Annotated in this window: 18 protein-coding genes, 1 tRNA gene and 1 other RNA gene; 15 read left to right on the top strand and 5 right to left on the bottom strand. The window is 56.3% G+C overall.

The genetic code is table 11. From position 1 onward, the window contains the following. The first annotated feature begins 43 nt into the window (after window positions 1-43). The 3 genes from AAZT04_RS21310 to AAZT04_RS21320 all read left to right on the top strand — a co-directional run bounded on the left by AAZT04_RS21310 (window position 44) and on the right by AAZT04_RS21320 (window position 1,734). Window positions 44-1,375 (top strand): MFS transporter, encoded by a 1,332-nt coding sequence (locus AAZT04_RS21310; RefSeq protein WP_020824723.1) that lies wholly within the window; start codon window positions 44-46, stop codon window positions 1,373-1,375. Between the two features lie 120 nt (window positions 1,376-1,495). Beyond that, a tRNA-Pro gene (locus tag AAZT04_RS21315) sits at window positions 1,496-1,572 on the top strand. A gap of 32 nt (window positions 1,573-1,604) precedes the next feature. Further along, a non-coding RNA gene (locus AAZT04_RS21320) (RtT sRNA) lies at window positions 1,605-1,734 on the top strand. Window positions 1,735-1,787: 53 nt separating this feature from the next. Here the strand turns inward: AAZT04_RS21320 and AAZT04_RS21325 are convergent. Further along, the gene (locus tag AAZT04_RS21325) at window positions 1,788-2,120 is read right to left on the bottom strand and encodes a transcriptional regulator (protein WP_232103425.1); all 333 of its coding nucleotides are present in this window, start codon (window positions 2,118-2,120) and stop codon (window positions 1,788-1,790) included. Between the two features lie 11 nt (window positions 2,121-2,131). Further along, complete coding sequence (locus AAZT04_RS21330) at window positions 2,132-2,428, bottom strand: toxin-antitoxin system TumE family protein (RefSeq protein ID WP_048762474.1); 297 nt, start codon at window positions 2,426-2,428, stop codon at window positions 2,132-2,134. Between the two features lie 377 nt (window positions 2,429-2,805). Here AAZT04_RS21330 and AAZT04_RS21335 point away from each other — a divergent pair, with 377 nt between their 5' ends. The 6 genes from AAZT04_RS21335 (at window position 2,806) to dppF (ending at window position 10,792) form a co-directional block, all read left to right on the top strand. Beyond that, window positions 2,806-4,497 (top strand): glycosyl hydrolase family 18 protein, encoded by a 1,692-nt coding sequence (locus tag AAZT04_RS21335; RefSeq protein ID WP_129982568.1) that lies wholly within the window; start codon window positions 2,806-2,808, stop codon window positions 4,495-4,497. 601 nt (window positions 4,498-5,098) lie between these two features. Next, window positions 5,099-6,706 carry a dipeptide ABC transporter periplasmic-binding protein DppA gene (gene dppA, locus AAZT04_RS21340; RefSeq protein WP_020824727.1) on the top strand — a complete coding sequence of 536 codons (1,608 nt, stop codon included), beginning with the start codon at window positions 5,099-5,101 and terminating at the stop codon, window positions 6,704-6,706. Between the two features lie 170 nt (window positions 6,707-6,876). Continuing rightward, entirely contained in the window at window positions 6,877-7,896 is a 1,020-nt protein-coding gene (gene dppB, locus AAZT04_RS21345) for a dipeptide ABC transporter permease DppB (protein ID WP_020824728.1), read from the top strand. Between the two features lie 11 nt (window positions 7,897-7,907). After that, window positions 7,908-8,810, top strand: a complete 903-nt coding sequence (dppC, locus tag AAZT04_RS21350; RefSeq protein WP_041414095.1) for a dipeptide ABC transporter permease DppC — start codon at window positions 7,908-7,910, stop codon at window positions 8,808-8,810. Window positions 8,811-8,825: 15 nt separating this feature from the next. After that, the gene (gene dppD, locus AAZT04_RS21355) at window positions 8,826-9,806 is read left to right on the top strand and encodes a dipeptide ABC transporter ATP-binding protein (protein WP_020824730.1); all 981 of its coding nucleotides are present in this window, start codon (window positions 8,826-8,828) and stop codon (window positions 9,804-9,806) included. Then, entirely contained in the window at window positions 9,803-10,792 is a 990-nt protein-coding gene (gene dppF, locus AAZT04_RS21360) for a dipeptide ABC transporter ATP-binding subunit DppF (protein WP_020824731.1), read from the top strand. The genes dppD and dppF overlap by 4 nt, the downstream gene beginning before the upstream one ends. A 486-nt stretch (window positions 10,793-11,278) precedes the next feature. Here dppF and bcsG read toward each other — a convergent pair whose 3' ends face one another. From bcsG to bcsE, 3 genes are read right to left on the bottom strand one after another with little or no spacing between them, the layout of a single operon-like run. Then, window positions 11,279-12,931 carry a cellulose biosynthesis protein BcsG gene (gene bcsG / locus AAZT04_RS21365; protein WP_434681650.1) on the bottom strand — a complete coding sequence of 551 codons (1,653 nt, stop codon included), beginning with the start codon at window positions 12,929-12,931 and terminating at the stop codon, window positions 11,279-11,281. Beyond that, on the bottom strand, window positions 12,928-13,131 hold the full coding sequence (gene bcsF / locus AAZT04_RS21370) for a cellulose biosynthesis protein BcsF (protein ID WP_020824733.1): 204 nt from the start codon (window positions 13,129-13,131) through the stop codon (window positions 12,928-12,930). The genes bcsG and bcsF overlap by 4 nt, the downstream gene beginning before the upstream one ends. Further along, window positions 13,118-14,686 carry a cellulose biosynthesis protein BcsE gene (bcsE, locus tag AAZT04_RS21375; RefSeq protein ID WP_048762479.1) on the bottom strand — a complete coding sequence of 523 codons (1,569 nt, stop codon included), beginning with the start codon at window positions 14,684-14,686 and terminating at the stop codon, window positions 13,118-13,120. Before bcsE ends, bcsF begins: the two co-directional genes overlap by 14 nt. A 200-nt stretch (window positions 14,687-14,886) precedes the next feature. On the opposite strand from bcsE, the gene bcsR reads away from it, so the two are divergent. The 6 genes from bcsR to bcsC are packed head-to-tail and all read left to right on the top strand — an operon-like array spanning window position 14,887 to window position 25,351. Further along, window positions 14,887-15,078 carry a cellulose biosynthesis protein BcsR gene (gene bcsR, locus AAZT04_RS21380; RefSeq protein WP_046374762.1) on the top strand — a complete coding sequence of 64 codons (192 nt, stop codon included), beginning with the start codon at window positions 14,887-14,889 and terminating at the stop codon, window positions 15,076-15,078. Between the two features lie 3 nt (window positions 15,079-15,081). After that, complete coding sequence (gene bcsQ / locus AAZT04_RS21385) at window positions 15,082-15,819, top strand: cellulose biosynthesis protein BcsQ (protein WP_048762481.1); 738 nt, start codon at window positions 15,082-15,084, stop codon at window positions 15,817-15,819. After that, window positions 15,816-18,419, top strand: coding sequence for a UDP-forming cellulose synthase catalytic subunit (gene bcsA, locus AAZT04_RS21390; RefSeq protein ID WP_262034154.1), 2,604 nt, complete (start codon window positions 15,816-15,818; stop codon window positions 18,417-18,419). The genes bcsQ and bcsA overlap by 4 nt, the downstream gene beginning before the upstream one ends. 55 nt (window positions 18,420-18,474) lie before the next feature. After that, window positions 18,475-20,778 (top strand): cellulose biosynthesis cyclic di-GMP-binding regulatory protein BcsB, encoded by a 2,304-nt coding sequence (bcsB, locus tag AAZT04_RS21395; protein ID WP_020824738.1) that lies wholly within the window; start codon window positions 18,475-18,477, stop codon window positions 20,776-20,778. 5 nt (window positions 20,779-20,783) lie between these two features. Then, window positions 20,784-21,896, top strand: coding sequence for a cellulose synthase complex periplasmic endoglucanase BcsZ (gene bcsZ, locus AAZT04_RS21400; RefSeq protein ID WP_130016590.1), 1,113 nt, complete (start codon window positions 20,784-20,786; stop codon window positions 21,894-21,896). Continuing rightward, window positions 21,878-25,351: a cellulose synthase complex outer membrane protein BcsC gene (gene bcsC, locus AAZT04_RS21405; protein WP_434681655.1), complete on the top strand. Its 3,474-nt coding sequence runs from the start codon at window positions 21,878-21,880 to the stop codon at window positions 25,349-25,351. The genes bcsZ and bcsC overlap by 19 nt, the downstream gene beginning before the upstream one ends. Window positions 25,352-25,514 lie beyond the last annotated feature (163 nt).

Raw genomic sequence — 25,514 nt, forward strand, 5'->3', positions numbered from 1 at the left:
CGCAGCATGATAGCGGCACTTTTCCTATTCTCTGAGGTTTCACATGTGGTCTTTCCTTAAAAGCCGCCAGGATGTGCCGCCGGTTACCGATCAAAAACAGATCGATGCCAGCTATAAATACTGGCGTATCCAGCTGATGTGGACGATGTACATCGGCTATGCCGCGTTTTACTTTACGCGCAAAAGCTTCAACTTCATCATGCCGGCTATGCTGAGCGATCTTGGCCTGACGATGTCCGATGTCGGCATCCTGGGTACGCTGTTCTACATCACCTACGGCTGCTCTAAATTCATCTCGGGCATGATCAGCGATCGTTCCAACCCGCGCTATTTTATGGGCCTGGGTCTGATCATGACCGGCGTGCTCAATATCTTCTTCGGGCTTAGCTCTTCGTTGCTGATGCTGGGTACGCTGTGGATCCTCAACGCCTTCTTCCAGGGCTGGGGCTGGCCGCCTTGTTCAAAAATCCTCACCAGTTGGTATTCCCGCTCCGAACGCGGCAGTTGGTGGGCTATCTGGAACACTTCGCACAACTTCGGTGGTGCGCTTATCCCGCTGCTGGTCGGCTTTATCTCGCTGCACTTCAGCTGGCGCTACGGCATGATCATTCCGGGCATTATCGGCGTGTTATTGGGCCTGCTGATGTGTTGGCGCCTGCGTGACAAGCCGTCATCCATGGGGTTGCCTAGCGTCGGTAAATGGCGCAACGACGCCATGGAACTGGTGCAGGAATCGGAAGGCCAGGGCCTGACCAATCGGGAAATCATCAAGCGTTACGTGCTGACCAACAAGTACATCTGGCTGCTGGCAGTGTCTTACGTGCTGGTATACATCGTACGTACGGCGATCAACGACTGGGGCAACCTGTACCTGACGCAGGAAAAAGGCTATTCGCTGATGACCGCCAACTCGGCGATTTCCCTGTTCGAAGTGGGTGGCTTTATCGGCTCGCTGGTGGCCGGTTGGGGCTCCGACAAGCTGTTCCGCGGTAACCGTGGGCCAATGAACCTGATCTTCGCCATCGGTATCTTCCTGTCGGTGGCGGCGCTGTGGCTCATGCCGGGCGTGACCTTCCTGCTGCAGGCTGCCTGTTTCTTTGCCATCGGCTTCTTTATCTTTGGCCCGCAGATGCTGATCGGCATGGCGGCGGCGGAATGTTCGCATAAGGATGCCGCCGGAGCGGCGACCGGTTTCGTCGGTCTGTTTGCCTATCTCGGGGCGGCACTGTCCGGCTACCCGATTGCCCGCATCATGGAAATCTGGCACTGGAATGGTTTCTTCGTGGTGATCTCTATCGCCGCCTGCCTGTCCGCGCTGTTCCTGCTGCCGTTCTTGCGTGCGCAATCACCGGCGCTGAAAACCGCCAAGGCATGATGCAAAAGCGCGGTACAGGGCATCGTACCGCGCTTTATGACGCTTTTATCGCCACTTGGCGGGCTGGGTTGAAAAAGTGATTGACGCGTATTATCCCCAGCAGTAAGATGCGCCCCGCATCGGCGAGTAGCGCAGCTTGGTAGCGCAACTGGTTTGGGACCAGTGGGTCGGAGGTTCGAATCCTCTCTCGCCGACCACATTCGAAAAACCTGCTTTATAAGCAGGTTTTTTTTCGCCTGTTATTTATAGGATGAGAACCTCCGAAGGAGGTTTGAGCCGAGCGCAGCGAGACCACGTTGCTTTAGCAACGGCCCGCAGGGCAAGCATCAAAGATGCGCGTAATCCTCTCTCGCCGACCACATTCGAAAAACCTGCTTTATAAGCAGGTTTTTTTTCGCCTGTTATTTGCCCTTCAGGCTGCTTTTCCTGTTACGAAGTCAAAATGAATTTCGTCATAAGAGAAGATAATCTTTGCACCTTTCTTATCTAAAACGCCGGCATTCAGTAGTGCTTGCACATCCGTATGTACGGCTTTGAAATCCCGGTTTAGTCGTCTGGAAAGCTCTCGAATCGACATAGCTTCTGCACCGGTCATTATTTCCAGCAGAGTCATCCGATTAGCGTTCAGCAAGACATAAGTCAGCGTTTTGACATCGGGGAATATCAGCCTGTTACCCATCTCCTTACCGGATAAAGCTTTGGCAAAATCAGTCTTCAACCCGTCTATTGCCTGTTGGACAGGCATTACACTTACCCTCAGAGTGCGCATTTCGGCCTCCTTAGCTGGTTAACTTCTGCAATAAAGTCGTCAATCAGCTGATTAATATCGATAAAATTTATCGAGATCTCAACGGTATCCAGATGCTTATGGTCACCTTTGCCTGCCTCGTTGTCGTAGCGTAATACGCATTTATCCTCAACCACATAGGCCAAGCGATATTTGTACTTGTGGTTGCTGCCTCTTACCGCAGAAGTGACGTCCCATACAACCAGACTGAGCAAACTGTTTGTATCCAGCCAAATACGCCTGTTCATTACGAGTGTCGCTGGCATTGAACATTCCTTGTTGATGTTTACGCTACCATCAATTTAAATTTGATGTCAATAATGACATCAATCCCATGAAAAATATTGATCCTTGCCCAGAAATTAATTCACACTCCTTATTCCTATTGGCAGCGGTGATTCATTATTAAATAAATTCATCGCTGCTCAATAAAACCCGCTTGATAGCCATCTTGTTTTAATGATTATTTTATCTATAGTCTGAATACACGAAATGGGAATGATAGATTTCCGTTGCGTGGAAAGATGAATGCTTATTTATTAACTTTAATCGGCCAGGATTATTGCGGGATTATTTTGTTCCGACAATGGGTGGCCATGATTAATTATTTTATGTTTATCCTCTCGGAATAAAGGAATCAGTTATGCGCAAATTTAATAAACCGCTGTTGGCGTTGCTGATCGGCAGCACGCTGTGCTCTGCGGCGCAGGCCGCTGCACCGGGCAAACCTACGTTGGCTTGGGGCAATACCAAATTCGCCATTGTCGAAGTCGATCAAGCGGCGACGGCTTATAATAATCTGGTGAAAGTAAAAAATGCCGCCGACGTTTCTGTTTCATGGAATTTATGGAATGGCGATACCGGTACCACGGCGAAAGTATTATTAAATGGCAAAGAAGTTTGGAGTGGTGCCTCAACCGGTGGTTCGGGAACCGCAAACTTTAAGGTGAATAAAGGCGGCCGTTATCAAATGCAGGTGGCGTTATGCAACGCCGACGGTTGTACCGCCAGCGATGCAACCGAAATTGTGGTGGCAGATACCGACGGTAGCCATTTGGCACCTTTAAAAGAACCTTTGTTGGAAAAGAATAAGCCTTATAAACAAGACTCCGGCAAAGTGGTCGGCTCTTATTTCGTTGAATGGGGCGTTTACGGCCGTAATTTCACCGTCGATAAACTTCCGGCTCAGAACCTGACGCACCTGCTGTACGGCTTTATTCCTATCTGTGGCGGTGACGGCATCAACGACAGCCTGAAAGAGATCGAAGGCAGCTTCCAGGCGTTACAGCGTTCCTGTCAGGGGCGTGAAGACTTTAAGGTATCGATCCACGATCCGTTCGCTGCGCTGCAGAAAGGTCAGAAGGGCGTGACCGCCTGGGACGACCCCTACAAAGGCAACTTCGGTCAGCTGATGGCGTTGAAACAGGCGCGCCCGGACCTGAAAATCCTGCCGTCGATCGGTGGCTGGACGTTGTCCGATCCGTTCTTCTTTATGGGCGATAAGGTGAAGCGCGATCGCTTCGTCGGCTCGGTGAAGGAGTTCCTGCAAACCTGGAAGTTCTTTGATGGCGTAGATATCGACTGGGAATTCCCGGGCGGGCAGGGTGCTAACCCGAAACTGGGCAGTGCGCAGGATGGGGCAACCTATGTGCAACTAATGAAAGAGCTGCGCGCCATGCTGGATCAGCTTTCGGCGGAAACGGGCCGTAAGTATGAACTGACCTCTGCGATCAGCGCCGGCAAGGATAAAATCGATAAGGTGGATTACAACACCGCACAAAACTCGATGGATCACATTTTCCTGATGAGTTACGACTTCTATGGGGCATTCGATCTGAAAAATCTGGGCCACCAGACTGCGCTGAAAGCGCCGGCCTGGAAACCGGATACGGCGTATACCACGGTGAATGGCGTTAATGCACTGCTCACGCAGGGCGTGAAGCCGGGCAAAATCGTGGTGGGCACCGCCATGTACGGTCGCGGTTGGACCGGGGTGAACGGTTACCAGAACAACATTCCGTTTACCGGCACCGCCACTGGCCCGGTGAAAGGCACCTGGGAAAATGGCATCGTGGATTACCGCCAGATCGCCAATGAGTTTATGAGCGGCGAATGGCAGTACAGCTACGATGCTACCGCTGAAGCACCCTATGTCTTCAAACCTTCCACTGGCGATCTGATCACCTTCGACGATGCGCGCTCGGTGCAGGCGAAGGGCAAATATGTGCTGGATAAGCAGCTGGGCGGGTTGTTCTCATGGGAAATTGACGCCGACAACGGCGATATTCTGAATAACATGAACAGCAGCCTGGGCAACAGCGTCGGTACGCCTTAAATCGGTTGTAGTACGTTGCCGGGGGATATCTTTTCGCCCCCGGCTTTTTACAGACGAAAGTTTTTTAACGGCGCATAGATTGTGGAGTCGTCTCGATCAAAAAGGTTGCCGAGGTCTCACTCTTTCGGGTAGGGGATCAGCATTTCATCCTGTATTTAACGCAGATCACAAAAATAACCGTTCAGATATTCATCATTCAGCAACAAACTTTTTTAGTTTTTTATCGGAGTTAAACACCAGTAACTTTCTTCAGTGCAGGCTAACGAACTAAAAATGACCGTGTAGCATAATTTTTAATGCTGCAACTGTTAAAGAAAGGTTTTTTTTATGTTTGTTTGCTGTTTCTCACAGTCTGTGTAAATCCCTACTGGTTATATTGACGACACCCCAAACAGTTGGCAATTTGGTAGCCTCAGGGGTAAGAGCGAGAGTTGTTTGAGTGAATTCCACGCGCTCAGACGCCCCCACCGGGACGCGTTCCACCCGGCTCTCTCGCGCAATTATCCCTCCCAGCCTTCGGGCACACTGCACAGGCCGCGCAATAAAAAATACAGGCTCTGGCGGTAAAACACACATCACATCACATAATGGAGCACTAGCGATGACAAGTTCCTTGGGAAAAACAGGGATTCTGAAATTCGGTATTGGGCTGATTGCGTTGACCGTTGCGGCCAGCGTGCAAGCCAAGACTCTGGTTTACTGTTCTGAAGGTTCCCCGGAAGGGTTCAACCCGCAGTTGTTTACCTCGGGTACCACTTATGACGCCAGCTCGGTGCCGATTTACAACCGTCTGGTCGAATTCAAAATCGGCACCACCGAACTGCAGCCGGGCCTGGCTGAAAAATGGGACGTTAGCGAAGACGGCAAAGTCTACACCTTCCACCTGCGTAAAGGCGTGAAGTGGCAGAGCAGCAAAGATTTCAAACCGACCCGTGACTTCAACGCTGACGACGTGGTGTTCTCCTTCGAACGCCAGCTGGACGCGAATAATGCCTATCACAAAGTCTCCGGCGGCAGCTATGAGTACTTTGAAGGCATGGACATGCCGAAACTGATTGCCAAAATCGAGAAGGTGGACGATTCCACAGTCCGTTTCGTGCTGAACCGTCCGGAAGCCCCGTTTGTGGCTGACCTGGGTATGGACTTCGCATCCATTCTGTCTGCCGAATACGCCGACGTGATGATGAAAGCCGGTACTCCGGAAAAAGTTGACCTGAACCCAATCGGTACCGGTCCGTTCCAACTGCTGCAATACCAGAAAGACTCCAAAATCCTTTATAAGGCATTCGACGGTTTCTGGGGCACCAAGCCGAAGATCGACCGTTTAGTGTTCTCTATCACGCCAGACGCTTCAGTGCGTTACGCCAAGCTGCAGAAAAACGAATGTCAGGTGATGCCGTTCCCGAACCCGGCTGACATCGCCCGCATGAAGCAGGACAAAACCATCAACCTGATGGAACAACCGGGGCTGAACGTTGGCTACCTGTCGTTCAACGTTGAGAAAAAACCGCTGGATAACCTGAAGGTGCGTCAGGCGTTGACCCTGGCGGTCAACAAGCAGGCGATCATCGACGCGGTGTACCAGGGCGCAGGCCAGGCGGCTAAAAACCTGATCCCGCCAACCATGTGGGGCTATAACGACGCGGTGAAGGATTACACCTACGATCCGGTCAAGGCCAAAGAGTTGCTGAAAGAAGCGGGCATGGCAGACGGCTTCGCCATCGACCTGTGGGCTATGCCGGTACAACGTCCGTACAACCCGAACGCGCGCCGCATGGCGGAAATGATCCAGTCTGACTGGGCGAAAATCGGCGTGAAAGCCAAAATCGTGACCTATGAGTGGGGTGAGTACCTCAAGCGCGCCAAAGCGGGCGAGCATCAGACGGTGATGATGGGCTGGACCGGCGACAACGGGGATCCGGACAACTTCTTCGCCACGCTGTTTAGCTGTGCGGCGGCGAAAGATGGTTCCAACTATTCTCGTTGGTGCTACAAGCCGTTTGAAGATCTGATCCAACCGGCACGCGCTGAATCGAACCACGACAAACGCATCGAACTGTACAAACAGGCTCAGGTAGTGATGCACGATCAGGCTCCGGCACTGATTGTCGCCCACTCCACCGTTTACGAGCCAGTGCGTAAAGAAGTGAAGGGCTATGTTGTGGATCCGCTTGGTAAGCATCACTTTGAGAATGTCTCTCTAGATTAATTCTGGCCGTTAAGCCGGCGACACACGAATGGACTTGGCAGGGGCGCAACAGGTTGCGCTTCTGCTGACCAGTCTCCGGCGTATGGCATCAGGATTGTTCAAAGTGTGTGAGCTTTAATAAGCCTGGCGGACGATGAGCTGCCGGGCACTTTATACAGAGAGTTCGGGATATGTTGCAGTTCATACTCCGACGTTTGGGGTTAGTTATCCCAACGTTTATCGGCATAACTTTGCTGACTTTTGCATTCGTCCATATGATCCCCGGTGACCCGGTGACCATCATGGCCGGGGAACGCGGGATCTCCGCAGAACGCCATGCGCAGTTGATGGCGGAAATGGGGCTGGATAAACCGCTCTATCAACAATATTTCTCTTACGTATCCAACGTGTTGCAGGGTGATTTGGGTACGTCCCTCAAAAGCCGCATCTCCGTTTGGGATGAGTTTGTTCCACGCTTCAAGGCCACGCTGGAATTAGGGTTCTGCGCGATGATTTTTGCCGTGCTGGTGGGTATCCCGGTCGGGGTGCTGGCGGCAGTCAGGCGAGGCTCAATATTCGATCATACCGCGGTGGGCATCTCGCTGACCGGCTACTCGATGCCGATTTTCTGGTGGGGCATGATGCTGATCATGCTGGTCTCGGTGCAGCTAAACCTGACGCCGGTATCGGGGCGGGTCAGCGACACGGTGTTCCTCGACGATACCTTGCCGTTAACCGGCTTTATGCTGATTGATACCCTGATTTGGGGCGAACCGGGCGACTTCGCTGATGCCGTGATGCATATGATCCTGCCGGCTATCGTACTCGGCACCATTCCGCTGGCGGTGATCGTGCGTATGACGCGCTCCTCAATGCTGGAAGTGTTGGGCGAAGATTACATCCGTACCGCGCGCGCCAAAGGCGTGAGCCGCATGCGGGTGATCGTGGTGCATGCTTTGCGCAATGCCTTGCTGCCGGTGGTAACGGTGATTGGCCTGCAGGTCGGCACCATGCTGGCCGGTGCGATCCTGACCGAAACCATCTTCTCCTGGCCGGGCCTGGGGCGCTGGCTGATGGATGCGTTGCAGCGTCGCGACTATCCGGTTGTTCAGGGCGGCGTATTGCTGGTCGCCTGTATGATTATTCTGGTTAACCTGCTGGTAGACGTGCTCTACGGCGTGGTCAACCCGCGTATTCGCCACAAGAAATAAGGGGCGCTCTAATGTCTCAAGTCACTGAGTCTGTAGTTAAAGGTGCGCCGAAGCCCATGACCCCGTTTCAGGAGTTCTGGCACTATTTCAAGCGCAATAAAGGGGCCGTTGTCGGCCTGGTTTATATCATTGTGATGTTCGTTATCGCCATCGGTGCCGGGGTGCTGGCACCGCATGCGCCAGCGGATCAGTTCCGCGACGCGCTGCTCAAACCGCCGGTCTGGCAGGAAGGCGGCAGCTGGCAATATATCCTCGGTACTGACGATGTGGGCCGTGATGTACTGTCGCGCCTGATGTACGGCGCGCGGCTGTCGCTGTTGGTCGGCTGTCTGGTGGTGGTGCTTTCGCTGATCATGGGCGTGGTGCTGGGCCTGCTGGCCGGCTATTTCGGCGGCGTGGTAGATGCAATCATCATGCGTATCGTCGACATCATGTTGGCGTTGCCGAGCCTGCTGTTAGCATTGGTGCTGGTGGCTATCTTCGGCCCCTCCATCGTCAACGCTTCGCTGGCGTTAACCTTCGTCGCCTTGCCGCACTACGTGCGACTTACGCGCGCGGCGGTCTTGGTGGAAGTGAACCGCGACTACGTCACCGCTTCACGCGTGGCCGGTGCCGGTGCGCTGCGCCAAATGTTTATCAACATCTTGCCAAACTGCCTGGCGCCACTGATCGTCCAGGCCTCTCTTGGCTTCTCGAACGCCATTCTGGATATGGCCGCTCTCGGCTTCCTGGGCATGGGTGCGCAACCGCCAACGCCGGAGTGGGGCACCATGCTCTCCGACGTACTGCAGTTCGCTCAAAGCGCCTGGTGGGTCGTGACCTTCCCCGGCGTGGCGATTCTGCTGACGGTGCTTGCATTTAACCTGATGGGGGACGGTTTGCGTGACGCTCTCGACCCCAAACTCAAGCAGTAACAGAGGACGAGAGAGATGGCGTTATTAAATGTAGACAAGCTTTCGGTGCACTTCGGTGACGAAGGCACTCCCTTCCGCGCGGTAGACCGCATCAGTTACAGCGTGGAGCAGGGCCAGGTGGTGGGCATTGTCGGCGAGTCCGGCTCCGGCAAGTCCGTCAGCTCGCTGGCGATTATGGGGCTGATCGACTTCCCCGGTAAGGTGATGGCCGAAAAACTGGAGTTTAACGGCCAGGATCTGCGCAAAATTTCCGAAAAAGAGCGTCGCCAACTGGTGGGCTCGGAAGTGGCGATGATTTTCCAGGATCCGATGACCAGCCTTAACCCGTGCTACACCGTCGGCTTCCAGATCATGGAAGCGTTGAAGGTGCACCAGGGCGGCAACCGCCGCACTCGTCGTCAACGGGCTGTTGATTTGCTGACCCAGGTAGGTATCCCCGACCCGGCTTCGCGTCTCGACGTTTATCCGCACCAGCTTTCGGGTGGGATGAGCCAGCGCGTGATGATCGCCATGGCGATTGCCTGCCGACCAAAGCTGCTGATTGCCGATGAACCGACCACCGCGCTCGACGTGACCATTCAGGCGCAAATCATCGAACTGCTGCTGGAATTGCAGCAGCGTGAAAATATGGCCCTGTTGCTGATCACTCACGATCTGGCGCTGGTGTCCGAGGCGGCGCATCACATCATCGTGATGTATGCCGGGCAGGTGGTGGAGTCCGGTAAGGCATCGGAAATCTTCCGCGCACCGCGTCACCCTTATACTCAGGCGCTGCTACGCGCGTTGCCGGAATTCGCCGCCGATAAAGCGCGCCTGGCTTCGCTGCCTGGCGTGGTACCGGGCAAATATGACCGACCAAGCGGCTGTTTGCTCAATCCACGCTGCCCGTACGCCAATGAGCGTTGCCGTACTGAAGAGCCGGAACTGCGCAGCATTCCCGGCCGTCAGGTTAAATGTCACACACCGCTGGATGATGCGGGGAGGCCGACCGTATGAGCCAGAACCAACCCTTATTGCAGGCGATTGACCTGAAGAAACACTACCCGGTCAAGAAGGGGCTATTTGCCCCGGAGCGGCTGGTCAAAGCGCTGGATGGCGTTTCCTTTACGCTTGAGCGTGGCAAAACGCTGGCGGTGGTGGGCGAATCCGGCTGCGGTAAATCGACGCTGGGTCGCCTGCTGACGATGATTGAAGTTCCGACCGGCGGCGAGCTGTACTATCAGGGGCAGGATTTGCTGAAGCCGGATGTCACTGCCGAGAAGCTGCGACGCCAGAAGATCCAGATCGTGTTCCAGAATCCTTATGGATCGCTCAACCCACGCAAGAAGGTCGGGCAGATCCTTGAGGAGCCGTTGCAGATCAATACCGCGTTAAGCAGCGCAGAACGTCGTGAGAAAGCGCTGGAGATGATGGCCAAGGTCGGATTGAAAACCGAGCATTACGATCGTTATCCCCATATGTTCTCCGGCGGGCAGCGGCAACGTATCGCTATTGCACGCGGGTTGATGCTTAACCCGGACGTGGTGATTGCCGATGAGCCGGTTTCCGCGCTGGACGTGTCCGTGCGGGCGCAGGTGTTGAACCTGATGATGGATTTACAGCAGGATTTGGGGCTGTCTTACGTGTTTATCTCCCATGATTTGTCGGTGGTGGAGCACATTGCCGACGAAGTGATGGTGATGTATCTCGGCCGCTGCGTGGAGAAGGGCAGTAAAGACGCCATCTTCAATAATCCGCGTCATCCGTATACCCAGGCGTTGCTGTCCGCGACACCGCGCCTGAATCCGGATATGCGTCGCGAGCGCATCAAGCTGACCGGCGAATTGCCCAGCCCGATGAACCCGCCGCCAGGTTGTGCATTCAATGCTCGCTGCCGCCGTGCTTTCGGGCCTTGTACCCAACTGCAACCCCAGTTAAAGCAATACGGCGAGCAGATGGTGGCCTGCTTTGCGGTCGATCAGGATGAAAATTCTGCGGCATAACTTTGTTATTCATGAAAATTAACTAAAAATGCCGGTTTTTACGCCGGCATTTTTTTTGCTTTTAATTATGATCGTATTAATTAGTTTATTGAGTGGATCTTTTATTTGTATTAATGGCGCTTATTTTTCTTAACGAAATCCTGACGAAATAAGCTGAATTAGGAATCTTCGCAAACCACTGATAATTAATCTCTTGGCTTTTTCTATCCGGATTATTACGCCGATTGGAATGGAATGCCCAAAGCCAATGTTAAGGATTAAGGTTCCGCCGCAGCTTGATGGCTGCAAAAAAAAAGCACGCCTGAAGGCGTGCCCAGATGGCTGATAAAGTCCTTTGCAATTAAAAGTTCTGATTTAGGGACTAATAAAAACAAAGGATTATGTTTTCTGATTTACCCCAAACATCCGAAAACCACGTTTTTTCGGGTGTTTGTCATCAGACTAAGCACGCCCGAAGGCGTGCCCCTGAGTCATCAGGTAATGCAATTACTGGGGATAAGGTACCCAATCGCCGCCGTTTAGCCGGATGTAAGGCTTGCCCTGGTATTGCATCACGATGGCGTTGTCATTCTCGGAAATGACCGCCGTCTGCGGCAGGTTCTGCGTCAGCGCCTGCCAGTCTACGCTCGGCGCGGTGAAGGCCTTGCCGTCTACCAAACGAGAAACCAGCTCGGAAAGCGCCAGGTAGCTGCTTGGCGTTTTGACCTGCAGCGGGCTGCCCTGATGCGGTGCTTTCATACCAATCAGTTTGATACCTACCGGCGTATGGGTAATGTTCGGGCTGGGAATATCGCGCAGGCCGGACATCTGCATTTTGTCTCCCACCAGTGCCGCGCCGTGTTCCGGCACGATCACCACCATCACCTTGCGGCCAGACTTCTCCAATTGATCCAGGAAAGTATTCAATTGGTCGAACAATTTCTGCGCCCGGGGTTGATAGTCCGCGCTCTTGTTCGAACCGACGAAACGGTTACCGTCATGCAATGGAATGATATTGAAGAAGGTGGCGCTGCGGGTCTCACCGGCTTTCTGCTGGTGATCCAGCCAGCGGGTGAGTAGCTCCAGAGCATTATAAATAGGTTCGCCATCGAACGAGGTCAGCTCATTACTGATACCGGCCTGAGACATCAGCGGTGCCTGCATATCACCCTGTTCGCGCAGCTCTTTCAGGAAGTTGCCGAACACGCCGGAGTGATCCAGCATCAGCTGCTCTTTGAAGCCCAGCTTGGCAAGATTATCAAACAGATAGCATTGCTGATTGACCGGCTGATACAAATCGTGATGCGAAGGCTGACCACAGCTGGCGCGTAACAACCTGATTGCCGCCGGGCCGCTGTAGGCGGTGGCCGAATTGAAGTTGTCGAACATAATGTCCATCTTCGACCACAGCGGATGGTTTTCCAGTTTTACCGCGTCCATGTCGGCCCAGGCCAACGAACAGATATTGATCACCAGCAGGTCAAACGGCTGAGCATCGGCAGGCAGGCTGGCCGGGAAGGCGGTTGCGCGGGTTTTTTCCTTGTCGTAGAACTGATTCAGATAGGCCGTCAGGTTGGCGCTGGTTGGTGGCGCACTGTCCGCCGGTGCGCTGTCGCCCCCGGTGGCCGGCTGCGTCGTTGCCGGGGTGCTACTGGTAGAAGCGTTGGTACTGGCCGGTAACAGGGAGACGGCCGGCCCGGCAATGTTGACCAGGTTCAACCACACCAGTGCGGCAACGGTGAATACGGTAACCCGTACCCATTGAGCCAGGAACAGGTAGGCAATCAGCATCACGAAGGCCGCGCCGATCATCTGCCAATTGATAAAGCGATTTATCAGTTCCAACAGATACTGGGCGCTGAAGCCGGTCAATTGCGAACCCTGGCTCATGATGCTGTTGATGCCGGGCAACCAGGTGTCGTGATAGAACAACGCAATCCCAATCGGGATCGCCACGTAATGACGCCAGCGGTGCAGACGCATCGCCGGTATCGGCATCAACAGAAATGCCATGAACACCAGGTTGGGCAAGGCATGGAAGTTCAGGTAACCGACCCACAGCAGGGCAAATTTGGCCAGGAAGTAGTAGTTCCAGCCACCCAGCCCACGCCAGTAGCGCCACAGGGAGTTGTCGGATTGCGGGTTGTTTGTTGGCTTCATGGCTGTTTCTTACGCTTAATCTGAGATGAAGAACCTTCGCGCACCCATAATCCGATGGATTTTAAATAGCGCGGTGATAACAACAGGTTTTGCCAGTACTGACGCCAGTGCGGGAAACGCCGGTGAAAGGCGTAACCCAGCGGGATGAAAATAATGGCGCACAGAATAATCAGTTGCACAATGTCGTTAAGATTCAACATGCTTATTCTCCTGCGCACCGGTAGTCAGCGTGAAAGCCACCGGTTGACGGCGCTCCTGCGGGCGGTCTGCCTCGGCGGCGGCCTGGCGCGGTGTGGCCTGTGCGGTCGCTGCAGGCAACGGAATATTGGCGTTGTGCGCCAGCCGTTTCATTTCAGAAATAATATCTACGTCCTGGTGCCACACCACCCGGTTACTGAAGGCTTCATCTACCGGCAGACGAAAAATAAACTTCAGAGCGGTATCCAAATCGTTAATCCGGCAGGTGGAGAGAAACAGGACCAGTCGGCCTTGCACCACGGTCATTACGTCGCCAAAACGCCGCAGAAAACACAGGGTCATCGCCTGTTCGGCGCGCAACCCGGGCACCGGGCGCAGCGCTACCATCACACCTTTACCGTCTTCCGGCAGCAGCGTGTTGCCCATCAGCGAAATCACCGCCTGACTAAAATCGTCCGGCCGCATATAACCTTTCAGTTGCAGCGGGCGCAGCCCGGCCAGCAGGGCATCAATATCTGCCGGAACGTGGCGTGAGAAGCGTTGCCCCTGGATACCCTCAAGCATGGTCAAAAAGCGCGATAACGGTGCCACGTGCGGCACAATCAGATTGGCGCCGCAGGCCAACAGCAAGCGTTCGTCACTGTAACGCAGGCTGGCGCTCATCTCGCGTACCACGATTTTCAGCCCGTTGCCGCGCTGACGGCGCAGGCTGTGGATTTGATGTGCCAGCGCATCAATTTCATCACTTTGGTACAGGGCGAAGATCAACGTAGCCGAAAGCGTCAACATGCCGTGCTGCGCCAGTTGCGCATTGGTTTGCAGCAGTTGCCAGTTGGCCGATAGCGGCGGCGCGCCTTCAAGAATGCTCTGCTGGGCCAGGTAGCGCCCTTCATCGCTGCGGATGGAGGTCGGAGAAGGTTTATTGCTGTCGTCGTCACCCTGCCAGCCGTGTTCACCGGCATACAGCGTCAGTAATTGGTTGGCGTTGATGCCGTTTTCGGTGCTCCACCAGTTAACCAGATACTGTGCACTGTCCTGCTGCCACTGCAGGCTGGCCAGCCCGTTAAGGATGCGGTGTTGAGTGCTGAGTTGCCCTTTGAGTTTATTCACGCCGCCGCCGTGGCTGAGGATCAGCAGCGTGCAGCCTTGTCGGCGCAGCCAGGCGCCGGTGGCGCGGGTCCAGTCACCCAACTCTTCGCGGGTGAAGGTCTGCCATAAGCTGGCATGGGCCAACAGAATCAATAGGCGATTTTGCGGTTTTAGGGCGCGCATCAGGTCGTCGCTAAAGTGCATTAGCGCCGCTTTTTTCTCGGGTAGCTGGTACAGCGGGATTTTTTTCAATGCGGGGGAGACAAGTTCCGCCAGCAACCCGTCAGGTTTTTCTCCGCTGCATATCAACGCGACCTGGCTGGTTGCAGCCTGGGCAGCCAAGGTTTGCTGGCAGAGCAGGTTGGCATCGGTTTGACGGTCGACATTCACCCAATACAGCCCCGGGGCTTGCATGACAGACAGTTCTTCCCAAATCTGCCGAACACCTAATGAGAAAGATTGCGCCATAGGATATTTTTCTACTTTCGTTGAAAGTGTCATCGCGGCCAACTGAGTATAGCTATTCGGCCATCCTGTCATTGGGAACAATAATAAAAAAATTAAAACCAGCCATGTACTAATATTTGTTGAGAATCATCTTATTGGCCATGTCTTTTTTTAGCGTTGCTATAGTAATTAACATTAGCCTATTTTTTTGAGGCGGCAGAATGAATGATCAATTAACGCGCTTTCACGCAGTGGTGCCATCGGAAACTCAGGACGATTTGCTGGCGCTTAGTCAGGCATTTTCGCTGCCAAAATTAAGCTATGTCGATATCGCACGTCAGGAGCGGTTAACGCAAATGATGGCCAACTGGCCGCTGCTGGCCGAATTAGCGCAGACCACGGGGAGCCGTTAGTTTATGCCAGTGATTGCTCTGCAGGGGTTGCGAGGCGGGATGGGGGCGACGTCGGTCACCGCGGCGCTCGCGTGGGCATTACAGCAACTGGGCGAGTCGGTATTGGCGATTGATTTTGCGCCGGATAACCTACTGCGTCTGCATTTTAATATGCCATTCGAGCTGGCACGGGGTTGGGCCCGGGCCGAGCAGGACGGCGGCGATTGGCAACAGGGCGCGATGCGCTACTGTGAAAACCTCGACTTTCTCCCCTTTGGCCAGCTCACCCTGGCGGAACGGTTGAATGTACAGCAATCTTGTCGGCAGCATCCCGCCCGCTGGCAGGACAATCTGGCGCAGCTAAACGCCGCGGCGCAGTACAACTGGATCCTGTTGGATCTGCCGGCGGATGATGAAGCACTGGCTCAGCAGGCGCTGGCGGTAGCAGATTGCGTCTTTACCCTGATTGCTCCGGACGCAAACTGCCAGGTGCGGCTGCATCAGCAAGCGTTGCCGCAAGGCTGCCGTTTCCTTATTAATCACTATTTCGCCGCCAGCCGACTCCAGCAGGATTTACACCAGCTGTGGCTGCAAACGCTGGGGGGATTGTTGCCGGTGGTTATCCACCGCGATGAGGCGATGGCCGAAGCCCTGGCGGTGAAACAGCCTTTGGGGGAATATCGGCCGGAAAGCCTGGCTGCGGATGAAGTGCTGACGCTGGCTAACTGGTGTCTGATTAACCTGAAGGGGACGGCGCCATGAGCCGGGTGATGAACCTGCTGCTGGTGCCGCCGGTCCATCAGGCGGTGCAGACGCGTTACCGTAACTACCGACGGCATGGTTCGTCGGCGTTTACCGCCTTTTTCACCACGCTGCTGGTGGCACTGGGCTGGATTTTCCTGCGTTTCGAATCCCCCGGCTGGCAACGGTTGCGGGCTGCGCGCAGCTATTGGTTCCCCCATCTATCCTCCAGCCGTCCGCGGCCGGCGGACGCGCTGCGCTATCTGGTGCAAGGGTTGTGGCTGCTGGTGTTCCGCACCGATCGTGCACCTGTGGCCCATCATCGTTTCGCCGGCTGGCGGCGGTTGCAATTGCGCTACGCCCAGTGGCTGCAAACCCTGCCACAGCGGCTGGAAAATGCCGGGCTGGAGCAGCGTTCGGTTGAGCGCCTTGGCCGGATGAGCCAGCGCATGCGTCGTCTGCTGTTTATTATTGTCGGCGTATTGGCGGCAATCCTCGCCATACTCTGTATTTCTCAACCGTTCGATCTGCCGGCGCAGTTTGTGTTTGTGGTGCTGTTGTGGGCCATTGCCATGGTGGTGCGCCGGGTACCGGGCCGTCTGCCGGGACTGATGCTGATCGTGCTGTCGCTGACCGTTTCCTGCCGCTACCTGTGGTGGCGCTATACCGCCACCTTGAACTGGGACGATCCGCTCAGCCTGACCTGCGGCCTGCTGCTGCTGATAGCGGAAACCTATGCCTGGGTGGTGCTGGTGTTGGGGTATTTCCAGACCGTCTGGCCGCTGAATCGCCAGCCGGTACCGATGCCTGCCGACAGCGCAACCTGGCCGACGATCGATTTGCTGGTGCCGACCTACAACGAAGATCTGGGGGTGGTGAAGCCGACCATCTACGCCGCGCTGGGCATCGACTGGCCGAAAGAGAAGGTCAGTATTTACATCCTCGATGACGGTAACCGGCCAGAATTCAAAGCGTTCGCCGAAGAGGTGGGGGTTAAGTATATCGCCCGGCCGACTCATGAGCATGCCAAAGCCGGTAACATCAACAACGCGCTGAAACAGGCCACCGGTGAGTTTGTCGCGATTTTTGACTGTGACCACGTACCCACGCGCTCGTTCCTGCAACTAACCATGGGTTGGTTCTTCAAAGACAAAAAACTGGCGATGCTGCAGACCCCGCATCACTTCTTCTCGCCGGATCCTTTTGAGCGCAACCTGGGGCGTTTTCGTCAGACGCCGAACGAAGGAACGCTGTTCTATGGCCTGGTGCAGGACGGCAACGACATGTGGGACGCGACCTTCTTCTGCGGCTCCTGCGCCATTCTGCGTCGCAGTGCGCTGGATGAAATCGGCGGTATCGCGGTGGAAACTGTCACCGAAGATGCCCATACCTCATTGCGTTTGCATCGCCGTGGACACACCTCGGCGTATATCCGTATCCCCCAGGCCGCCGGGCTGGCGACCGAGAGCCTGTCGGCGCACATTGGCCAGCGTATTCGCTGGGCACGCGGCATGGTGCAAATCTTCCGGCTGGATAACCCGCTGTTAGGCAAGGGGCTGAAGTTGGCGCAGCGGTTATGTTATGCCAACGCCATGCTGCACTTCTTGTCCGGTATTCCGCGGCTGATCTTCCTGACCGCGCCCTTGGCTTTCCTGTTGCTGCATGCCTACATCATTTTCGCCCCGGCGCTGGCGATCGCGCTGTATGTGTTGCCGCATATGATCCACGCCAGTCTGACCAACTCGCGTATTCAGGGGAAATACCGGCACTCTTTCTGGAGTGAGATCTACGAAACCGTATTGGCCTGGTATATCGCCCGGCCAACGACGGTGGCGCTGTTCAATCCGCACAAGGGCAAATTCAACGTCACCGCCAAAGGCGGGCTGGTGGAAGAAGAGCACGTCGACTGGGTGATCACCCGGCCCTATATGTTCCTGGTGATCCTGAATCTGGCCGGGCTGTTCTTCGGCGTTTGGCGGCTGGGTTACGGCCCGGCCGATGAAGTCATGACGGTGATCATCAGCCTGGTGTGGGTGCTGTACAACATGACCATTCTCGGTGGGGCGGTGGCGGTAGCGGTAGAGGCCAAACAGGTGCGTCAGGCGCACCGGGTAGAGATCGCGATGCCGGCCGCAATCGCTCGTGCCGACGGCCATCTGTTCCCTTGTACGCTGCGCGATTATTCCGATGGAGGGGTGGGCATTGAGATGCGCGTAGCGGATGCGCTGAAAGATGGCGACAAGGTGTCGCTGCTGCTCAAACGCGGGCAGCAGGAATACAGCTTTCCGTGTGTGGTGACCCGAGCCTTCGGCAGCAAGGTGGGGATCCGTATGGTTTCCATGACCACCCGCGAACACATTGATTTTATTCAGTGCACCTTTGCCCGCGCCGATACCTGGGCGTTGTGGCAGGACGGGTTCCCTGAAGATAAACCGATCGAAAGCCTGCGCGACGTTCTGGCGCTGGGCTTCCGGGGTTACGTACGTATGGCGGATTATGCACCGCCGATGGTGCGCCGCCTGCTGGTCGGGTTCACGACGCTGATTGCGTGGGGAGTGTCATTTATCCCACACGGCGTTGGCAGAGCCCCGGCCTTCAGCCAAAAAGAGACAGTGGTATAGGCAAACCGCCCGCTCACTCGCCTGGCCCCCAGGCTATAACATTGATGATGATACGATGACGAGAAAAATAACCTGGTTTACCGCCCTGGCCTTAGGCATCAGCACCTTGTCTCAGGCTGAAACCGCCACCGCGCCGACCGGACAGCCGCCGGTGACGATACCCGCCGATGCGTCGGTCACCACCCCTATGGGATCGGCCGCGCCGGTGGATCCGAATGCGCCGGTTCGTGATGTGCAGTTGCCGTTCGCCACTATTGCTCCGCCGCCGGGGACCTTTACCCTGCGCGGTACGCGGCCGGATGGCCAGGTTGAATTCGGCGTGCGCAGCGATGAGGTGGTATCGCAGGCGATGCTTGATCTGGAGTTTACGCCGTCACCGTCGCTGATCCCGGTGGAATCGCACGTCAAGGTGTACCTTAATGATGAGCTGATGGGGGTGACGACCCTTGCCAAAGAGCAGCTCGGTAAACCAAATCGCATCCAAATGGCGATAGATCCTCGCTATATCACCGATTTTAACCGCGTACGGCTGGTGTTCGTCGGCCATTACCAAAACATTTGCGAAAACCCGGCCAGCACGACCTTGTGGTTGGAAGTCAGTAAATCCAGCTCGTTGAACCTGCGCTTCCAGACCTTGCCGGTGAAGAACGAACTGTCGCATTTCCCGGAGCCGTTTTTCGACAGCCGCGACAACCGCCCACTGATCTTGCCGATGGTGTTTGCCGGCCAGCCGGATATCACTCAGCAGCGCGCGGCAGGCATTTTGGCTTCGTGGTTCGGCAGCAAAGCACAGTGGCGCGGTCAGTCGTTCCCGACGCTATACAACAAGCTGCCGGAACAGCACGCCATCGTCTTCGCCACCAACAAGCAGCGTCCGGATTTCCTGCGGGATTATCCGGCGGTCAACGGGCCGACGGTGGAGATGATTAGCCATCCGGATAACCCGTACATCAAACTGCTGCTGGTGCAGGGGCGCGATGACAACGATTTGATCACCGCGGTGAAAGGTATCGCGCAGGGCAATATTCTGTTCCGTGGCCAAAACGTCACGGTGGACAAGGTCGAACAGCTGGCTCCGCGTCAGCCCTATGATGCGCCTAACTGGGTGCGCACCGATCGGCCGATGACCTTCGCCGAGCTGCAGCAGTACGCTGAGCAATTGCAAACCAGCGGTATCGAGCCGGGCCCCATTTCGTTGACCATGAATTTGCCGCCGGACCTGTTCCTGATCCGCAGTACCGGCATCGATATGCACCTGAAATACCGCTATACCGCCCCGCGCATTCAGGACGGTTCACGGCTGAGCGTCAGCCTGAACAACCAGTTCGTGCAGGCTTACTCGCTGGTGCCGGAGCATGAGCAGGGTGCCCAGTTGCTGCGCTTGCCACTGACCCAGGGGCTGATCGACTCGGACAAGAACGTCAATATTCCGGCGCTGCGTCTGGGGGCGACCAACCAACTGCGTTTCGACTTTGACTACACCACGCTGCTGGCCAGCGGCGCGGAAGGGCGTTGCGAAACCTATTCCTTTACCGCTAACCATGCAGTGATCGACGGCGCATCGACCATTGATTTCTCCGGTTACCGTCACTTTATGGCGATGCCGGACCTGCGGGCCTTTGCCAATGCCGGTTTCCCTTTCAGCCGCCTGGCCGATTTGTCGCAAACGCTGGTGCTGGTGAACAAGCAGCCGCAACCGGCGCAGGTCAGCGCTTTGCTGAACGCGATGGGCATCATTGGCGCGCAAACCGGTTACCCGGCGTTGGCGATGACGCTGAGTGACGACTGGTCGCAGGCCAAGGATCGGGATGCCGATATTTTGATGATCGGCACTATTCCCCCGGAGCTGAAGGACGATAAAAAGATCAGCCTGCTGGTGGACGCCACCCAGAGCTGGGTCAAACAACCGACGCGGCAGTTGCCGCTGCCGACCATGGACGTGCTGGCAGAAGACACCAAGCCGGACAGCAAAACCACCATCAGTTCTGAAGGGGCGATGGCCGCAATTATCGGCGTGCAGTCGCCGTTTAACGCTCAGCGCAGCATTGTGGCATTGCTGGCGGACAGCGCGCGGGGTTACGACCTGTTGAACACGGCGCAGCTGGACAGCGGCAAGCGTGCCGCGGTGTTTGGCTCGGTTGCGGTGATCCGTGAATCAGGCGTGAACAGTCTGCGAGTGGGCGACGTTTATTATGTTGGCCATCTGCCATGGTGGGAGCGTATCTGGCACGCGCTGTCGACCCATCCGGTGTGGCTGGCGGTGATCGCCGTGGTGGTCGTGGTGGTGCTGGCGCTGATGTTATGGCGTGGCCTGAAGGCCTTCAGCCGCCGTCGCCTGTCACCTGAAGACCGGGACTGATTGCCATGCCTGCGAGGTTGAAGCGTCTGACCATCGGCATGCTGCTGCTGTGCGCATTCAGCGCGGCTGCAGCCTGTGAATGGCCGGCCTGGCAACAGTACAAACAGTTTTATATCAGTGAGCAGGGGCGAGTGATCGATCCGAGCAGTCCTAACCGAATCACCACCTCGGAAGGCCAGAGTTACGGACTGTTCTTCGCGCTGGTGGCAAACGATCGGCCTGCTTTCGATCAATTGCTGACATGGACGGAAAACAATCTGGCCGCGGGCGATCTCAGTGCGCATTTGCCCGCCTGGTTGTGGGGCGAAAACGAACAAAAACAGTGGACGGTGCTGGACAGCAATTCGGCATCCGATGCCGACCTGTGGATTGCCTACAATTTGCTGGAAGCCGGTCGGTTGTGGAAAAGTCGCCGTTATCAAACCCTTGGCACCCTGTTGTTGCAACGTATCGCTCGTGAAGAAGTGGCGGATATCCCGGGGCTGGGGTTGATGCTGTTACCGGGCAAAGTCGGCTTCGTGGCGGAAGATCGCTGGCGCCTCAATCCGAGCTATTTACCCCCGCAACTGCTGGCACGTTTTGCCGTGCTGAATGGCCCATGGCGGAAGATGCAGCAAACCAACCAGCGGTTGTGGTTGGAAACCGCGCCGCACGGCTTTTCGCCGGACTGGGTGGTGTGGCAGGTCGGCAAAGGCTGGCAACCGGATACCGTCAAACCGAATATCGGCAGTTATGACGCCATCCGGGTTTATTTGTGGGCCGGCATGCTGGCGGACGACGATGAACATAAGGCGGCGTTGCTCAAGCAACTGCAACCTATGGCGCAGCTAACGGCTCAGCAAGGCGTGCCGCCGGAGAAAACCGACACTGCCAGCGGTAAAACCCACGGCGATGGTCCGGTGGGTTTCTCGGCGTCGATGTTGTCGATGTTGGCGCACGAGCCAGAGGCCTTGCAGGTGCAGCGCCAACGTATCAAACAAAACCCGCCTGGCGATCGGGCCTATTTCAGCGCCTCGTTGGCGCTGTTTGGTCAGGGATGGGATCAACAACGTTATCGTTTTAATCGGCAGGGTGAACTTCAACCCTCCTGGGGCGGCCAATGCGTAACTTCCGAATAAACTGGCTGGGCCTGGTGCCTTTAAGCCTGGCGATGCTGCCACAGGCGCAAGGAGCAGAAACCGTTGCGCCGGAACAATGGCTGCTGGAGCAGGTGCGGGTTGGAGAGGCCGGCAACAAAGATGAGTTGGTTCGCCAGTCGCTCTACCGGCTTGAACTGATGGATCCGAATAACCCGGAGGTGATTTCCGCGCGTATGCGTTTGGCATTGCGACAGGGCAATTTGGCATTGGCACAGCAGCAGTTGGATAAGCTGAAACAGATTGCGCCGCAGTCAAGTAGCTATCGGCAGGCGGAAATGAACATGCTGCTTACCCAGCCGGAAACCCGCCAAAAGCTGCAGCAGGCGCGGCTGATGGCGACCGCCGGGCGTTTGCCGGAGGCGAAAGCGCAGTATGACGAGCTGTTCCACGGCGATCCGCCGACGTTGGAGTTGGCGGTGGAATACTGGCGGTTGGTCGCGCGATTGCCGGGGCAGGAAGCCGCGGCGCTGAAACAGTTGCAGACGCTGGATCAGCAATATTCCGGCAACGTGCCGCTGCGCATGTCGCTGGCGCGGATGCTATTTAGCCAGGACCGCGACGCCCAGGCCTATGATCTTTTGCAGAAAGTAGCTGCCGATCCTGCCGGACGCGGAGATGCCGCCGATCTGTGGCTGGAGAAAGTCAAAGCGATGCCGGTCAGTCCGCAGAGCGTTGCTGCCCTTAACCGTTTTCTTGGCGTTTTTGAAACCGGCGATCAGGCGGTCAGCGCCCGACAAGAACTGGCCCGGCAGCAGGCGCTGCTGTCGGATCCTGCCTACCAGGCGCGGGTGCGCGGGCTGGCGCAGGTGGACAAGGGCGGCAGTCGTGCCGCCATTCCAGAGTTGAAAAAAGCGTTGGCGGCTTCACCCAACGACGCCGACGTGCTGGGTGCGCTTGGGCAAGCCTATTCCCGCGTCGGTAATCGTCCACAGGCGCTGAGCCTGTTTCGTCAGGCCCTGCAGGCCGATAAAAGCGGCTATGGCAGCAGTAAATGGCAGAGCCTGATCAAGAGCAACAGTTACTGGCTGGCGGTGGATGAAGGTGACAAGGCGCTGAAAGCCGGCAATTTGGCGCTGGTACAGCAAAAATACCAACAGGCGGGACAGATAGACAACGGTGACAGCAGCGCGGTAATTGGCTTGGGCGACGTTGCGGTGGCGCGTAAAGATGATGCTGCCGCCGAACGTTTCTACCAGCAGGCGCTGCGGTTGGAGCCCGGCAGCGGCAGTGCGGTACGCGGTCTGGTGAATATTTATCAGCGCCAGTCGCCGGAAAAGGCGCTGGCCTATCTCAACAGCCTGCCACGCGGTCAGCAAAACAAGCTGCGTGGCACGCTGGAAGGTTTGCAGCTCGATATGCTCAAGCAGCAGGCCGACCAGCTCGTACAGCAAAAGCAGTGGCATCAGGCGGCGGAGAAATACCGTCGTGCTCAGCAGATGGATCCTGATGACGTCTGGCTGACTTACCACTATGCGCAGACGCTGCGTCAGGCCGGGCAGCCGGAACAGGCAGATGCTCTGTTCAGTCGACTGGCGCAAAAACAGCGTGCGAATCCGCAGTTGGCATACGCCTATGCGCTGTATCTCTCCGGCAGCGATCGTGATACTCAGGCGTTGGCACAGCTGAATACCCTGCCCGCCGCGCAGTGGAACGACAATATGCGCGAACTGGCGCAGCGCTTGAAGATGCAGGCGACGCTGGAACATGCCGATCGGTTACGTACTGCGGGCGATGAGCCGGGGGCGGTGGCTTATCTGCGCCGCCAGCCGGCGGATACCCGCATTGATCTCCAGTTGGCCGACTGGGCGCTGGCGCGCGGTGAATATGACGCCGCACTGGCTGACTATCAGCGCGTACGGACGCGTGAGCCGAACAACCCGGATGCCAGGTTGGGTGAAATAGAAGCCTATGTAGCGCAGGGCAAGCTGAGTGAAGCACGCCAGCGGCTGCAAACCGCCGCGCCGGACCCGAGCGAATCAGACAACAGCGGGCGGCGGGTGGCTAACGCCTGGTATGCCGTTGGCGAGCCGCAAAAAGCGACCGAGATTTTTACCCGGCTGAAAACGACGGCGCAGCTAGCGCCACCCAGCCAGGCGAAGGCGCTGATTTACCGCGATGCGGCACGGCTCGAACGTGATCAACAGCAGCCGGTGCTGGCCCAGCAGGATTATAAACAGGCGATGGTCGCCAGCGGTATTGCCCCGAGTGTGCCGCAGGATAACGACAGTTACACCTACCTGACGCGCAACAATCCGACAGATGACTGGCTTAAACGGGGCATTCGTTCGGACGCGGCGGATCTGTACCGCCAGCAAGACGTGAATGTCACCCTCGACCATGATTATTGGAGCTCCAGCGGCACGGGTGGCATCTCCGATTACAAAGCGCATGACACCATGTTACAGGTCGATATGCCGTTGTATGACGGGCGGGCGTTTTTCCGTTCCGATACCGTACAGTTGGATGCCGGCAGCTTCTCCACCGACGGCAGCGGCAAATATTACGAAACCTTCGGTACCTGCAATACTCAGGGGTGCAGCGGCGATGAGCGTCAGAAAACCACCGGCACCAGCGTGGCCGTGGGGTGGAAAAACGATCGCTGGGCGGGGGATATCGGCACCACACCAATGGGCTTTGAGGTGGTTGACTGGGTCGGTGGACTGGCCTACAGCAATGACTGGAACCACATTGGTTGGACGTTGGCGGCCTCGCGACGTCCCATTTCCAGCTCATTGCTGGCGTTCGGCGGCACCAAGGACCCAAATACCGGTACCACCTGGGGCGGCGTGCGCGCGACTGGGGTCAGCCTTAGCGCCAGTTACGACCGCGGCGAAGCGCACGGTGTCTGGGCCGACCTCAGCGCACATCAGTTAACCGGCAAAAACGTTGAAGACAATCAGCGTGAGCGCTTTATGGCCGGCTATTACTATAAGTTGATCAACGAAGATAATCGCCGTGTCACCGTCGGGCTGAACACCATGCTGTGGCACTACCAGAAGGATTTGAGCGGTTATTCTCTCGGTCAGGGGGGCTATTACAGCCCGCAGCAATATATGTCGCTGGCGATACCGGTAAACTATCGCCAACGTACTGATAATTGGTCCTGGGAGCTGAGCGGTTCGGTGTCGTTGTCCCATTCGAAAACCAACAGCCAGCGGCGTTACCCGCTGCAGGGGCTGATCCCGGATTCGCTGCCGGACAAGTTTGCCGTCGAGGATGGCAGCTCTTCTTCCGGCGTCGGCTATACCCTGCGGGCGATTGTCGAACGGCGTCTCAGTTCGCACTGGACACTCGGTGCCGGCATCGACATCCAGCAGGCAAAAGACTATACCCCGAGCCACGCTTTGATTTATCTGCGCTATTCGCTGGCCGGTTGGCAAGGTGACCTGGATTTACCGCCGCAACCGCTGACGCCGTACGCCGACTTCAAGTAACCCCGCTGAGGGAGATTCGGAGTGTCGGCACAGAGGAGTTTTGCTACCCTGTGTACAGGCTGTGTCCCACAATTGGCTGTGGCGCGCAGCCTTTCATTAGGAAAAGACTGAAACCCTCGTTTTTCTTGGTTTTGCCCTGGGCATGAAGAGATAAAAACAGTCA

This window comes from Serratia sp. Je.1.23.a (assembly GCF_051129805.1).
Taxonomy (GTDB): Bacteria; Pseudomonadota; Gammaproteobacteria; order Enterobacterales; family Enterobacteriaceae; genus Serratia; species Serratia liquefaciens.